The organism is Bacillus cereus group sp. MYBK30-2 (assembly GCF_051915945.1).
GTDB lineage: Bacteria > Bacillota > Bacilli > Bacillales > Bacillaceae_G > Bacillus_A > Bacillus_A paramycoides.
Genome location: NZ_JBQAFR010000005.1, coordinates 92,234 through 106,802, shown reverse-complemented (window position 1 = coordinate 106,802; position 14,569 = coordinate 92,234). Strand labels below are relative to the sequence as shown.

Here is a 14,569-nt window from a genome sequence, read left to right as displayed (position 1 = left end):
TAGCACTACACTACATTGTATAAAGATTTGAATATTATACATTGGAAATAACAACTAACTTTCCGGAGGTGAACCCATATGAATAAATATAGTGTTTTTTCACTTGCTACTTTAGTAATCTTCATTGTTTTTTTTTATACGATGTTGAGTGGTGTGTCGTTAGGAACATTAGGTAAACCATTTATTATTTCAATGTTTCTGTCCCCATTATTAGGAACTTTGTTGGGACTAAAAGCAAAAAAAGGGTTAATAAAATGGCTACTAATAATACTTAACATTATTGCAATTTGTATAATCGGGTATATTTCATTACTTGCTTACGGTATTGCTGAAAGCTAATTAAAATAAAAGTGAATAAGTCGTGGTTAACAAAAGAATATGATAAAAAGAAAAATAGGACAAATTTCAACTTCCGCGATCGGGAATTATGTAAATGAGCTGTCCATATGAGCGGCTTATTGTATTTTTTGCTTAGCGTGGGTTTTTCCAAAATACTGGCGATACCCATCGCTATCAAGCTAAGAAAAGTAAATACCTCGAAATGAAAAAATAAACTTTTTTACAAGTTAGTACAAATTTTTGTTCTGGGGGTACTATAAAATTTTAGTTTGATGGGCATAGGGTAGCACCAATAAAACGTAAATTTTGTATGCTAAGTGAAGTTTAACCTATAAAAAAGTCGAATTCCTCTATGTTAAGGATTCGACTTTAGAACTAATTACTTTATATTCCCTCAAGTATTTTTACTAACACCTCTTAGAAAGTCACCATAAATGGATGATTCTCTTCATCTAAGCAATGTAAAATGCGCTCTTTGAAATTTTTCCAGGTTACCATCCGCAACGCTTCTTCAATCGAAAAATAGCCAACTTTCTTGAACAAAAAAAGTGCTTTTCCTCAAAGCACTTTTCCAAAGGGATTTACCAATCCCGACGATCATCACGATCAAAATCACGATCACGGTTACGTCTACGACGATCATCACGATCGAAATCACGATCATGGTTACGTCTGCGACGATCATCACAATCGAAATCACGATCATGGTTACGTCTGCGACGACATTCATCACAATCGCAGTCACGGTCACGTCTACAGAACATTAAATCATCCCAAAATCTATCACAATCATCTCTCATGAATATATCCCCCCCTTATATTAAAATAGGATTCATTATATTGTATGTTTAAAAGTAGAAAACAGCTTGTTTACTAGTCTATCTTCTTTATCTATTTTCAGCTTGTTCAGATGACTGTTTAGATGTTCAGGTGTTAAACTATTTGTATATTATCTAAACAGCCATCTAAACAGAAAAACAAGGGAACCCTTGTCAACTATAGAATTGTTTAGTTGTTTGAATAGTGTTTAGTTTAGATGTTTAGAAAGATGGTGATCTGAACAATGCAACAAAAAAACTGACTATCAGCTGAAGAAGTAGCCAAAGAAATAAAAGTATCCGCTATGACTATAAAACGAAACTGTCAAACATACGGTAGTTTTTTAAAATTTCAACAAAGGGAAAAGAACAAATATTTAATTCATCAAGAATCTATACCTGTTTTTCAATTTATAGCTAAAATGAGAAATAAAAGAAACCTCCAAACAAAACAAATTATTGAACTCCTCAGTAAAGAAGGATTCCCTGAATATATAAACATTGAACCGATACAAACAACTAAACAACAAACTGAACAAATCCAAGTAAGACGAGAAGTTGTAGCTGTTCAGGAGTTAGATAGAATTGTTACTGAAAGAGTATCTGAATAACTTAAAAAACATGAAAAAAGTTTAAAAGAATGGTTAACTGAACAGCAAAAACAACAACAAGATTTTCAAAAAGCAATGGTTCAAAGAATGAATGAACGTGATCAAAACCTAATGGCTATGATCCGTGAAACACAGGAAACTAAAAAATTGATTGCAGCTACCCAACAAAAAAAGTGGTGGCAATTTTGGAAATAGAAAAAGCGAAATCCTAGTTATATCAATGGATTTCGCTTTTTCTTTGCTATCGATAATGAGACGTTATGTTAACCACACATGTATACGATATACACTGTTCCTTATTCAACTAAATGACAGGTTAGTTGAATAAGGAACAGTATCATTTTAATTACCATTTCCTTCTATTTTCATATATAATTAATTTGTATTTTAAATATAAATAGGAGGAAATTTATGACTGCAAATAAGGACTACATTCGCTATATTCGGGAAAAAGTAGGGCACGATTTAATCTTTCTTAATTTTGCTGGAGGTATTGTTTATAACGAACGAAATGAAATCCTTTTACAAAAACGGGGAGATAGAAACGAGTGGGGTCTTCCAGGTGGTGCTATGGAACTTGGAGAATCTCTTGAAGAAACCGCTAAACGAGAAATACTTGAGGAAACAGGATTAAATGTTGAGGTTGAACATCTTATAGGTGTCTACTCTAAATATTTTGGTGAGTTTCCGAACGGAGATAAAGCTCAGACTATCGTTCATTGTTTTCAATGCAAGCCAATTGATGGGGAACTTACTGCAGATGGTATTGAAACTTTAGATTTAAAATACTTCCCAATAGACCAAATACCGAAATTATTCACAAAACTACACGAAGATGCCTTAGAAGATTGGCTTTCCAAAAGAAAAGGTGTATTTAGATAAAAACACTTTCAAATTAATTATCCATAATCTTTAACTAACGGGCGCTTTAATTGAGCAAGAAACTAAAAACTTTTAACTTCCGCTTTCGATAATTATGTAAATAAGCTGTCCATATGGGCAGCTTATTGTATTTTTTTTGCTTAGCCTTGGTTTTTTCTGATTTGTTGGTGGCACCCCATGGCTATCAAGCTAAAAAAGAAAAACACCCCCAAAACGAAAATTCTGTATTTTCCATACAAGAAGAATTTTTGTGCGTTTTAAATCTATATATATTAGTTTTTCATATTAGGGACAGTTGGTTTTCATGCAATTGGTTGATATGAAGCTCTATTATCAGTTAATTTTTATGAACTCTAAAAATTTAAGTAGGTGTGTCCAAAACTCCTCTGATGCAATTGCCTCTGCATCTGTTTCCCCACCATAGGCAATACGTCCACTTTGACACGCTGTTGTAGGGAAATAAGGAGGCAATATATTATGTCCGGCATTTTTAAAGGATAGATGTTCATAAGGAAAGGCAGTTTCTTCTCCATTTTAACACTAGCTTCATTATGCATTTTTATTCCTCTACTATATATGTTCTCTTAATTTTTCGTTAAGTTATTTAAACTATCCTGTTCCTATAGTTAAAGAAAAAAATCCTGTAAAAAGAGGATTTTAATCAATCTTTATTTTAAATGATCGAACTTTGTTTTAAATGATCAATCTTTAATAAAAAGGTTTGATCATTTCTATGATATTTCCTTCATTAAAGCGTCCGATTGTTGAATAATTTCTAATGGATATTCCTAAAATCAGAAACCACTTATTCAATTTAACCCCCTTTTACTTTACGTGAAATTCACTCAATTACTCGGGATAAACCGAGTGTATTTTTGTAAATAATAAGATTGTTAAACAATAAATTGAGGAGGGCTTGTATGCAACATCATAAAAAAGCTATAGAGAAATTGGGCTCTATTATGAAACCAGATTTTGCTGAAACTGATGCACTAAAAGTAAAACAAGAAATTCAAAAAGATGTAAGAGAAGGACAAGGTGCAATGACTTCCCGAGAGGCGGGAGCAATGCGAGATTAAGAAAACACTCTGAATTAAATATACATTAAGCCCGTAAGGGCTTGATAAGAAAAGCCTATATCTTAAATTACTAAGTAATAAAAGATATAGACTTTTTTTATTAAGGCTTTGTTAAACCATAATGTTGATTTTTGAGAAATGCAAAAGAAAACCCAGTTCTGAAGGATTTCCTTTTGTCGTCATACTACCAATCTTATCTTGTATTCAAAACGTTGTATTCTATCTTTTTTAATCTATCTCTAGAGTATATATACCATTTTGAATCATATAATACTCCAGCACTTGATTTAAGCATTCTTCCTTTCAAGATAAGATTTTCGTTATGGGGGCTCTTTAAAATCTTATCTTGATAGCGATGGGGGTAGTTCAATCAATTAAAAAAGAGCACCTTAAGTGCCCTTGAAATATTATGAGTATGGAATAAATAGTGATGATTTTCCTTTTCACATGGCGCAGCTCTATCGCGGAATACATGTGTCCCTCTGAAAAGGAGTTTGTGGAATAGCCCCGACTCAATATAGTATGTTTAACGGTACTTTATGTGCAATAAAAGAGCTCCATGCCTATTTATAGAGCTCTTTAAGTGAGTAATGGCCTATTTATGTTGACCTGATATTGTATGCCGAGAACCTCCTTATGTGCAAACAAAAGAGAGCACTACTCCAGTAAGTGCTCTCTCGTAAAAAAATGGGGACCTTGCCGGAAACCGTTATGTATCATTATATGGATTCATTCCAACTATACCTAAAAGATCCTTTAAGGGTGTTTAATGTCTAATTTCTATATAACAAAGAAAAAAGCACCCATCTTGGATGCTATTTCTGACTTATTTGAACTTTAAGCCCCTTTCACTGTTACTATAACCTCTGCTAAATCATCACTATTTGTGTACTTATTGATTTCTAAACTTACTTCGGCAACTTCATAACGTTCATGTCCTATTTTTACTTTTTTATTTTTTTCTAACACCGCTATAAATCCTGCTAAATCATGGCTATTTTATCTTTTCGTTACGGATTCCTGCTCTTGGTCTGCCCTGTGCCACGGGCTCCCCTAGTACTGTAAATTTAATTATTTACTTCATTAACCTCTCTTTCTACTAAAATGATTATTTTGTTTAAATTTAGCTAAAATCGTATTCCGCCAACCTAACCACAAGATAACTTCCTGCATAATACAATTAAGTGATTAATAGGAGTGTTTTTTATGTCAGATATATTAAGACTCGTTATCTTTATTGTTATTGCAATTGGCGCAATCATTAACTTATACCTGAAGTTTAAAAAACCTAAAAAAAGCATATTCTCAATAGTTTTTCTATCGATACTCCTAATTGGAGCCATAGGATTAATCAAAGATATTTTATTTCGATTCTTATAGATAACTGAATAAAACTCAATATTCCGTCAATAATGTATATGACATTAGATTTTCTCCTTGTTCCCCCTTGGAGAGAACCGAGCAGTTAGCTTTTGCTATCTGCTCTTTTATTTCGTTCCCGTTCTTGTTTCTTGAAGAATTCTTTAACTGTGTTTTCCCAATAAGTACACATATCTATTCCTCTTTTCTACAAAATGAATTTTTTATTAAGATTTTTCGAAATCCAATTGGAATATCTATAATTCCTAACATTAAAAACAAATAATATGTTAGTATTGTTATGAAGATATTTACTAACTAACTTTTATGCCCTAGCCCTGCACCATACTAGGGCATATTTATTTTTTTAAGTGTGTAGCTTATAAACGGCGTACTCCCTTAAGTTCACTATTCAGCTCCCCTTTGCTATTAAAAAATTATTCCTCTTCAATTTCATCTACAAGTCTCATAATTTCATTAATATCTAACTCTAATATTTCGAGGGCCTCGGCCAATGTGTACCAACCTTTTGCTTCACTCAATGGAATCACCTGTTTCCTACTCAAATAGCGTTTTTGTTACTTTTTCGTAACCACTCTAGGTATATATGCATATTACAATTTATAAGATTTTGCAGATTACCCCTTGCAAATCCATATGTCTGTCCTGCCCTTGTTGCCCCTTCAACAAGGGCAGTTTTTAATAAAAAATAAGGGTCTTGTTAACAAACGGTTAAATATACTACATAAAAAACCGTATATTATGTTTAATATGGGAATCTGGCTCACTCCTTTCCCACAGTATATAATTGTTAACTACACATTCATAATTTAGTATATTATGTTTAAAATGTACCAGATATTTCTTTTTTGATTTATGGAACCGTTTTTTACAAAATAGAACATAAAGAGAGGCTATTAATAAATTTTCTCTAATATATTAATAGCCTCTCTTTCTTCCAGTGTAAAATTTTATTTAGTAGACTATCTTGAAGCTGCTTCTTCAACTTCTTTATATGCTTTTTGTAATACTTCATTTGAATCTAATAAATCCGTCCCTTGCGCGCGAATGATTTGATAATCTTCAATACCAAGGAAATTAAACATCGCCTTCAGATATTTATGAGAGTATTCAACTTCCGTATACCAATCGTCATTTGTATAGATGGCCCCACTCGCTTGTATGACAAGCATTCTTCTTCCATCTTTAAGTAATCCCACTGATCCAGTTTCAGTATATTTAAACGTTTCACGTACGATCATGATATTGTCCATTAAGAGTCTATAAAATCAACAAAAGCCATACTTCAATCTCCTAGCTACTTCACATTGTAGTTTAATTATCACTTGCATTCATTAATTTAGTTTCTCATTGGCGACAAACATGAATACCGAATAAGAGAGCAACATTTCAAACATCACCTTGTGATATAACTAAACATGAATTTTAATCAAGGAGATGAGAGCATGAGTAAGTTAAAAGGTAAAATCGCTGTAGTAACTGGTGCAAGCCGGGGAATCGGTAGTGGAATTGCGTTACGACTGGCTCAGGATGGCGCGTTAGTCGCAGTGCATTATGGAAAAAGACAAAATGAAGCAGAGGAAGTGGTTCATAAGATTCAACAAAGTGGAGGTTCTGCATTCACAGTTAGTGCGGATTTAAGTACCGTTAAGGGCATTTGTGATTTATATGAGAAATTGGATGAAGCCATTCGGAAACGGACAGGTGATAATCAGTTTGACATTCTTGTGAATAATGCTGGAATCGGGCAAATTATAAACATTGAGGAGACGACGGAAGAATCTTTTGACGAAGTCATGAATATTAACGTCAAAGCACCGCTTTTTGTTATCCAGCAAGGTTTATCACGTCTAAAAGATGGAGGGCGTATTATCAATATCTCATCGTTTGTTACACGAGTGGCCTCTCCTAATGTTTTCGCTTACAGCATATCGAAGGGGGCGGTCAACACACTTACGCACGGCTTGGCTCAGCAGCTTGGAAACCGTAATATTACGGTGAATGCTATCCTTCCAGGAATTATTAATACAGAGATGAATGCCAATACGTTGCAAGATCCCAATGGTCAGAAATATGCCGCTGGCCTTTCAACCTTCAACAGGTGGGGGGAGCCAGAAGATGTAGCGGACGTTGCAGCCTTTCTTGCTTCATCGGACAGCCGTTGGGTAACCGGTCAATTGATTGATGCAAGTGGCGGATCTCATCTGTAAATTAACAGCTTCGAAAAACTTACTGAAGAACAAGGCTTTCTTTATTTGTCCAAGAATTGTACCAGTCATTGAGGTAATGGCTTGTCTTGGGAGATCAGTACAAACGACAATCGGCTAGGCTGATTGTCGTTCTTGAAATGAAAACTTTGATACTATTTGGTTATGTGACTTAATGAAATCCTTTACTTCTATGATTTCTATATCATTTCGACTTATTAGGATTATGGTAACGACTTCAGATATAAGAATTAAAATCTTTTCCCTGCATTTTTCTTCGCAATCTTGCTCTTACATTCTAAAATACGGACATGGAAGCTACAGTCAGGTTATACTACTTTCGGAGGTGATTATATGCAAAATGATAGCAAAATTCAAAAAGAATCTCTCCAATTTATTAATGCAGACTTTAGTGAGATGACTAATGAACGTTGGCACGCAATTGTACACAATGATTCTTCCTATGATGGCAAGTTTTATTATGGTGTAAAAACAACTGGTATTTTTTGTCGACCATCATGCAAATCTAGGGTGCCTAATATAGACAATGTAAAGATTTTCCAAAATGCACAGCAAGCATTATCTGAAAAGTTTCGTCCATGCAAACGTTGTAAACCAAATGGAATAACGTTGCCTAATGAGGATTGGGTAACGCAAATTACAGAATACATTGATAATCACTATAATGAGGCCTTAAATCTAGAAATACTAGCTGACATGTGTCATGGAAGCCTTTTTCATTTACAAAGAACATTTAAACGAATTAAAGGGGTAACTCCAATTGAATATATACAACAAACTCGAATTTCTAAAGCTATTTATTACCTTACGTATACAAATAAATCCATTATGAAAATAGGTTTTGCTGTTGGGATACCGAATACGTCACACTTTGCGACACTATTTAAAAAGCGAACAGGCTATACACCCAGTAAATATAGAAAAATAAATCAAAAAAAGATGGAGGTTTGAAACATGGAAACAACATTTAATCAAAAAGTATATTGGACCCCATTCATTCATCAACAATGGAAGATGTTTATTGCAGCAACTGATAAGGGACTATGTTTTGTTGGTTCACAAAACCACTCATTCACAGAATTATCTGCCTGGTCAAGCGTGCGACTTCCAAAGCATGATTTAGTAGAAGATGCTCAAAAATTACAACCATATATCACAGAGTTAATTGAATACTTTGAAGGAACACGTAAAGTATTTACTTTTTCCGTCGATGCAATTGGTACTACTTTTCAAATGACTGTTTGGAACGCTTTAAACAAAATTCCATATGGAGAAGCTTGCTCATATTCTGATATTGCAGAAGCAATTCAAAAACCTAAATCAGTTCGAGCTGTGGGTACTGCAATCGGGGCAAATCCAGTATTAATTACAATTCCTTGTCATCGTGTAATTGGAAAAAACGGTAAATTAACGGGTTTTCGAGGTGGCTTAGAGATGAAGCGTGAATTACTATCACTTGAAAAGATAGATGGCAATTTTTAAGGAGGAAAATAATATGTACAAGAGCGTGTTGCATCCCTCGATTGGGATGCACTACAACGAACCTTAGATGATGTGGGTTATGCAATAGTACCATCATTGTTAGATGCAAAACAATGTGAAGAAATTATTAATATGTACGAAGATGATTCTTACTATAGAAGTACAATACACATGGAAAGATATCGTTTTGGGAGTGGACAATATCGATATTTCCAAGCCCCTCTTCCATCCATTGTACAGGAGTTACGTACAAGCTTTTATCCTGAACTCGCTAAAGCAGCAAATCGATGGTTACAACAATTAGGAAAAGAGCTGATTTATCCACCAACTCTTACGGAGTTTCTTGAACAATGTCATAAGCATGATCAAGTACGCTCTACTCCTTTAATCCTAAAATATGAAGCAGGCGGTTATAACTGTTTACATCAAGATTTATATGGAGATGTTTATTTTCCATTCCAAATATTACTTACATTAAATCAACGTGGAATTGATTATACTGGAGGTGAATCAATCTTAGTAGAGCAAAGACCACGGGCGCAGAGCAGAGGGCATGTTATTACCCTTGAACAAGGAGAAGCTTTAATTTTCCCAACAAATCATCGACCTATTCTAGGAACGCGTGGTTATTATAAAACTACACTTCGTCATGGTGTAAGTACAATTCAATCTGGGATAAGATATGGATTGGGTATTATATTCCATGACGCAAAATAGCTTTACAGTATTTAACTAAAATATAAGCATTCCACTCTACTAAAGTAATGTTATAGCTTTCTGAAAACTTTATAAACATATCTTTTGCATAGTTAGACATATCATGGTTCTGGTGCAAAAATATTAGTTAGAAACATAGAGTAGCAATTTTCCCTTCATTTCTATCTTATGAAGCTAAGCCAAACAATTTATGAATAAATTGTTTCTGGTTTTGGACAGACTTGTCCGGTAAAACAAGTTGCCCCTTTTTCATCAATATGCCCTTCATTCACATATACTTGATTAAACCGTTCCATCTTACACTTAGCTAGCTGAAAGATTTCCATTGTCTTATAAGAAACCCTATATCCTTCTATTTCCATATATCTTGTATCTTTAAAATATGTATGTTGTAAATGCGATAACCTTGTTAAAAAATCTATACCAACATAGTGAAACAAATACATATGTAACTCAGCACAAACTCCATTTCCTTCCTTGCAAGCTCCTATAAATAAGTCTAAATGCTGAATGATGTATTCGTTACATTCAGCCTCTTTACTTGCAATTTGAAAGATTCTATTTGCACGCTTTGTGAATTAAAACTCTTCCATCTATTATTCTCCCTTCTACACTAACTTTTCAAATAGAAACATCGCTCCTGTATCATCAGATTCTATACGCCATTCGATATCCATTTCTTTCGCCATAACTGCAATGATAGATAATCCAATTCCCGCTCCCTTATTTGGCGAATGTGCATTCTGAAAACCTGGCCCATGGTCAACAATTGTAATCGTTCCTTCTTCATAGTTCATACATACTCCTATAAAATTCCCGTCACTCGCATGCCGAACTACATTTTGAATTACATTATCTATGATCCTTTGAAACCAATTTTCATCAATATTCCAAAATAACTGCTTTTCTGGAATCACAATATCAATTTCAAAACCTTGCTCATCTAATATGTCATACCAGGATGCAACAAGTTTTCTCATTAAGCGTGTCATATCCTTTCGTTCTGGGTGATACGGATATTTTTTTGCTGTTATTAATGAATAGGATAGTAAGTTCTCAATTAATTCAGCTAGGTAATTAATTTTTTCATCCATTAACGTAATTGTTATGTATCCCTTTTCCGAGATAACCTCTTCTTTCAAAGAATCCATTTGTGCACGCATTGTCGTTAAAGGTGTTCGCAAATCATGAGATAGATCGGCAATTAATTTTCTACGAAATTGTTCCTCTTCCTTCTCCTTCATCCGACTTTACGGATTTGTATACATACTGGAACAAAAAGATCTACATAGATTAACTATGTAGATCTTTTTGAATATATTTTTCAAACAATTACTTTCCTAACTTGATTGCCTTTTTTATATTACTGAATGCACCTTTACCGTATAATAATACGCCACCACGGTAAACGCGGCTCGTTAAACCAATCATCATACATATTGTTGCTAATAGAATCGCTAATGCAAGCGCAATCTCCCATACTGGGATATTGAGAAATCCAATTCGTACGAGCATAACAATAGGAGTGAAGAAAGGTATATAACTAGTAATGGTAACAAAAGAGCTGCTTGGATTTGAAATACCATAAATTGCGATATACAAAGCAGCAATTAACATAAATGTCAGTGGCATAATAGCTTGAGAAGATTCCTCTATACGACTAATAATAGAGCCGAATAGACAAGATAATGAGCCATATAATAAGAATCCTAATGTGAAGAATATAATCCCATACACCACTAGGGTTGGAGCAACTGAATTTAAATCAATTCCATTTAAAATATCATTTTTCGATCCCTTAATTGCTGTTTTATACCCTACAGTTGCGACCAAGCCCCAAATTATTATTTGAGTAATACCCGCCAATAATGTTGAAAAGAGCTTCGCATATAAATGTTTTGTAGGTGATATACTTGAAACAACTAACTCCATTACACGAGAAGATTTCTCTATTGCAACATCTGTAGCTAATTGTGCAGCATACAATAATATCATAAAATAATTTAGTATGATAAAGATATTAATTAAAATTCCTACACTCTCTTTATTTTCTCCATCTTTAACCTTATCTGAAACAGTTTTGGTATGTATTTCTACTGGTGTTGTTAACACCTTTAATTCATCTTGCGATAGATTCAATTGCTGGGCGAAATTAGAAGATTGTATTTGAGATAAAATAGTTTGAACCTTGATAACATCTTGCTGATTTACATCTGTCTCAGTTATATACGTGGCATTCAGTTGTTTATTATCCAATTCCTCTACAACGATTGCATATGTATATTCACCCTTTTTAACGCCCGATTCTGCTTTTTGTTTATCCGTACTACGCTTTACATGTAATTTACTATCGACATTTTTAAATACTTGATGAATTGTTGTATATAATTCTTCTTTTTCTGTAACAACAACAACTTGTTCTTCCTCATTCCCCGCAAAAAAGTCATAAATCTTGTCAACATTCATCAACCCTATAATTAACATAGAAATTATTATTGTAATAGCAAAATATGATTTTGATTTCACCTTAGATTTATAGTTTTGTAAAAAAATTGTCCAGAAACTACTCATGTTGTGCACCTACTTTCGCAATAAAGATATCATTTAGTGTAGGCTCTTCTACTGCAAACTTTTTAACATACCCTAACTTCGTTATTTCTTTAAATAAAACATGAGAAACTTCTTCATATGAAATTTTAAGAGTAACTGCATTCTTACGTTTCTTCATACTTTCTACACCTTTTATTTCTTTCAAATGGTCAAAGTCATGATCGCCAACGATTACAACATTCTTTTTACCAAAATCACTTTTAATTTTAGCAATGTCACCCTGAACAACAGGTACTCCTTTATGCATGATACAAATGTGTTGGCATAACTCTTCCACATGTTCCATACGATGTGAACTAAAAAGAATGGACGAACCTTGTTTTTGCATATCAAGAACAGCTTCTTTTAACATTTCAACATTTACTGGGTCTAAACCACTAAATGGTTCATCTAAAATTAAAAGTTCGGGCTTATGTATAATCGCAGTGATCAACTGAATTTTTTGTTGATTCCCTTTTGAAAGTTCTCCTACTTTTTTGTTCAGATACTCCGATATATTAAAACGCTCCAGCCAATATTGAAGTTCTTTTTCTGCATCTTTACTTTTCATGTTCTTTAGTTTTGCAAAAAAGTTAACTTGTTCTTTTACAGTCATTTTCGCATAAAGCCCACGTTCTTCTGGTAAATAGCCAATCTTATCAGTAACATCATAATTTATAGGCTTACCATTCCATGAAATAGATCCGCTTGATTTTGATAAAAGTCCAAGTATCATTCGAAATGTAGTAGTTTTACCAGCTCCATTCCCGCCAAGGAATCCAAATATTTCGCCTTTAGGTATTTCAATATTCAAATTATTAACTGCAGTGTGCTCGTCAAATTTCTTTGTTAAATCTTTAATTATTAAACTCATTATCCACACCCTTAATCCACAAGATGATTTCTTTATTCAATTGTAAATCCATAGTCAACCACGATATTTTGGCGTCTAATTGCATCGCTTTTATCAGACATTGAAAATAAAAATCTAATATCTTCTTGACTAACATCTAAAATATGATTTTTATTTATTATTATTCAACTGGCATCGTGGAGAAAAAACAAATACCATATATAACATTTTTTAGGATAACATAAGATTACGAATAGCAAATATGCAATATTGCATATTTAATTAAATTGCACTTTCAAAACAATGTAATTAAATATGCTTCATGCTTTCTATACGACTTTCTTCCTATATTTATAATGTTCACACAAATAGTTTGTTTTCCCTATTATGACTCTTCCTCGTTCTCTCTTTAAATTCCTCCGCCGTGAGATATTGACCTTCTAAGGTTTCTCCCAAACTTCTTAATGGCGATGTTGCGAGCTCACTAAAAGAACACCCCTTTAGATAAACAAATCCAAAGGGGCAAAACATCGCGTATTTTTTATAGCACCGTGACTTTATTTAAAAGAAACAGCCTCGGTTATAGTTTGTCACTATTTAGGTTATAAATCAGCCCTTTTATCTGTATCTGGATTCTCCCCTAAACTAATGACCTTTTCCATAGTTTCGGATGAAGTCGGAATCTCTAAAGATCGCGTACGTTCCAAACTATCTCACCGCGCTCGTCCCACGTGCTGTGATGTCGCTCAAATCCTATCTTTTCTAGCACCCGAAGGGACGCAACATTCCAAGCGCCTACAGTCGACCAAAGTCTGTGACGTCCGGTAGCAATCGCAGCGTCTAGGACTACGGATGCTGCCTCAGTCGCATATCCTTTACGGTGAACACTGCGGAACAACTCGTATGCGATCTCCGGCTCTTCAAGTGTAGAACGACCGATAATCAAGCCACAGTATCCGATGAAATCGCCTTCGTCTCGTCGGCGAATAGTGAGAAGGGAAATGCCATCTTCGACTGCTCTCTTGCGCATCTCGATAAGCTTGCTACGAACGGAGTCAAGGGCTGGCATGTCCACACCACGTTCGCCAATTAATTTTCTCATCCAGGCTGAATCGGATTCCTCCCACATACTCAGGTCGAGTCGCTCGGTTTTCAGCTGAAACGCCATAGGTTCAAATAAAGCTGTCATAGTGGAAACCTCCTTGTTATTTCACTGCACTCATAATAGCTGTGAATCTCATTACCACATCAGGTTGGAAACGCGGTTGATTCGCGAATCTATTTTCCAAATCTCGTGAGAGTTTATAGCAACAGTATACTAAAAATTAGTGTTATTTTATGCATAAGCAATTACTCTACAAAATAGACCTTTTTATCAAACTTTATTTTAAGTTATCAACAAACTACCTTTACCTCTTTGTAAACTCTAGTATTTATCAGACCCTCGTTCCAGACGAATAAACTTCCTATCCACTTAAAAACAAAAAAACACGCTCGATAAAACGTGTTTTTTCATCTCTGAATTTCAAATCAACAATAAGATAACTGAACCTTTCTTATCGTTTTCAAAATTGTGGGCATCTTCTTGAAA

General features: G+C 34.1%; 12 protein-coding genes and 6 pseudogenes. 8 read left to right on the top strand and 10 right to left on the bottom strand.

All coding sequences use genetic code 11. The annotated features are described in order from the left end of the window. The first annotated feature begins 78 nt into the window (after positions 1-78). Positions 79-339 carry a hypothetical protein gene (locus ACTFQM_RS22935; protein ID WP_440036395.1) on the top strand — a complete coding sequence of 87 codons (261 nt, stop codon included), beginning with the start codon at positions 79-81 and terminating at the stop codon, positions 337-339. Positions 340-920: 581 nt separating this feature from the next. Here the strand turns inward: ACTFQM_RS22935 and ACTFQM_RS22930 are convergent. Beyond that, the gene (locus tag ACTFQM_RS22930; protein ID WP_327902389.1) at positions 921-1,139 is read right to left on the bottom strand and encodes a hypothetical protein; all 219 of its coding nucleotides are present in this window, start codon (positions 1,137-1,139) and stop codon (positions 921-923) included. 323 nt (positions 1,140-1,462) lie between these two features. On the opposite strand from ACTFQM_RS22930, the pseudogene ACTFQM_RS22925 reads away from it, so the two are divergent. After that, positions 1,463-1,963 (top strand): annotated as a pseudogene (locus ACTFQM_RS22925) (DUF3967 domain-containing protein). 216 nt (positions 1,964-2,179) lie between these two features. Continuing rightward, positions 2,180-2,650 (top strand): NUDIX hydrolase, encoded by a 471-nt coding sequence (locus tag ACTFQM_RS22920; RefSeq protein WP_431089110.1) that lies wholly within the window; start codon positions 2,180-2,182, stop codon positions 2,648-2,650. A gap of 333 nt (positions 2,651-2,983) precedes the next feature. Here ACTFQM_RS22920 and ACTFQM_RS22915 read toward each other — a convergent pair. Beyond that, positions 2,984-3,148 (bottom strand): annotated as a pseudogene (locus ACTFQM_RS22915) (acyl-CoA thioester hydrolase/BAAT C-terminal domain-containing protein); the annotation flags it as partial. Between the two features lie 422 nt (positions 3,149-3,570). On the opposite strand from ACTFQM_RS22915, the gene ACTFQM_RS22910 reads away from it, so the two are divergent. Continuing rightward, entirely contained in the window at positions 3,571-3,729 is a 159-nt protein-coding gene (locus ACTFQM_RS22910; RefSeq protein WP_440036394.1) for a hypothetical protein, read from the top strand. Between the two features lie 837 nt (positions 3,730-4,566). On the opposite strand, the gene ACTFQM_RS22905 is transcribed toward ACTFQM_RS22910, so the two are convergent. After that, positions 4,567-4,698: a hypothetical protein gene (locus tag ACTFQM_RS22905; protein WP_440036392.1), complete on the bottom strand. Its 132-nt coding sequence runs from the start codon at positions 4,696-4,698 to the stop codon at positions 4,567-4,569. A gap of 1,373 nt (positions 4,699-6,071) precedes the next feature. Next, positions 6,072-6,362, bottom strand: a pseudogene (locus ACTFQM_RS22900) (NAD(P)H-dependent oxidoreductase); the annotation flags it as partial. Positions 6,363-6,554: 192 nt separating this feature from the next. On the opposite strand from ACTFQM_RS22900, the gene ACTFQM_RS22895 reads away from it, so the two are divergent. The 4 genes and pseudogenes from ACTFQM_RS22895 to ACTFQM_RS22880 form a co-directional block, all read left to right on the top strand. Then, on the top strand, positions 6,555-7,319 hold the full coding sequence (locus ACTFQM_RS22895; protein WP_440036391.1) for an SDR family oxidoreductase: 765 nt from the start codon (positions 6,555-6,557) through the stop codon (positions 7,317-7,319). A gap of 351 nt (positions 7,320-7,670) precedes the next feature. Further along, positions 7,671-8,288 (top strand): bifunctional transcriptional activator/DNA repair enzyme AdaA, encoded by a 618-nt coding sequence (locus ACTFQM_RS22890; protein ID WP_440036389.1) that lies wholly within the window; start codon positions 7,671-7,673, stop codon positions 8,286-8,288. A gap of 3 nt (positions 8,289-8,291) precedes the next feature. Next, the gene (locus tag ACTFQM_RS22885) at positions 8,292-8,819 is read left to right on the top strand and encodes a methylated-DNA--[protein]-cysteine S-methyltransferase (protein WP_440036388.1); all 528 of its coding nucleotides are present in this window, start codon (positions 8,292-8,294) and stop codon (positions 8,817-8,819) included. A 21-nt stretch (positions 8,820-8,840) separates the two neighbouring features. Beyond that, positions 8,841-9,536, top strand: a pseudogene (locus ACTFQM_RS22880) (2OG-Fe(II) oxygenase); the annotation flags it as partial. Positions 9,537-9,564: 28 nt separating this feature from the next. Here ACTFQM_RS22880 and ACTFQM_RS22875 read toward each other — a convergent pair. The 6 genes and pseudogenes from ACTFQM_RS22875 to ACTFQM_RS22850 form a co-directional block, all read right to left on the bottom strand. Then, positions 9,565-9,639 (bottom strand): annotated as a pseudogene (locus ACTFQM_RS22875) (IS200/IS605 family transposase); the annotation flags it as partial. A gap of 63 nt (positions 9,640-9,702) precedes the next feature. Further along, positions 9,703-9,792 (bottom strand): annotated as a pseudogene (locus tag ACTFQM_RS22870) (IS6 family transposase); the annotation flags it as partial. Positions 9,793-10,144: 352 nt separating this feature from the next. After that, the gene (locus tag ACTFQM_RS22865) at positions 10,145-10,780 is read right to left on the bottom strand and encodes a sensor histidine kinase (RefSeq protein WP_440036387.1); all 636 of its coding nucleotides are present in this window, start codon (positions 10,778-10,780) and stop codon (positions 10,145-10,147) included. Positions 10,781-10,868: 88 nt separating this feature from the next. Then, entirely contained in the window at positions 10,869-12,107 is a 1,239-nt protein-coding gene (locus ACTFQM_RS22860; protein ID WP_440036385.1) for an ABC transporter permease, read from the bottom strand. Then, positions 12,100-12,999, bottom strand: a complete 900-nt coding sequence (locus ACTFQM_RS22855; protein WP_327921922.1) for an ABC transporter ATP-binding protein — start codon at positions 12,997-12,999, stop codon at positions 12,100-12,102. Before ACTFQM_RS22855 ends, ACTFQM_RS22860 begins: the two co-directional genes overlap by 8 nt. 664 nt (positions 13,000-13,663) lie before the next feature. Then, complete coding sequence (locus ACTFQM_RS22850; protein ID WP_328061074.1) at positions 13,664-14,167, bottom strand: GNAT family N-acetyltransferase; 504 nt, start codon at positions 14,165-14,167, stop codon at positions 13,664-13,666. Positions 14,168-14,569: the final 402 nt, after the last annotated feature.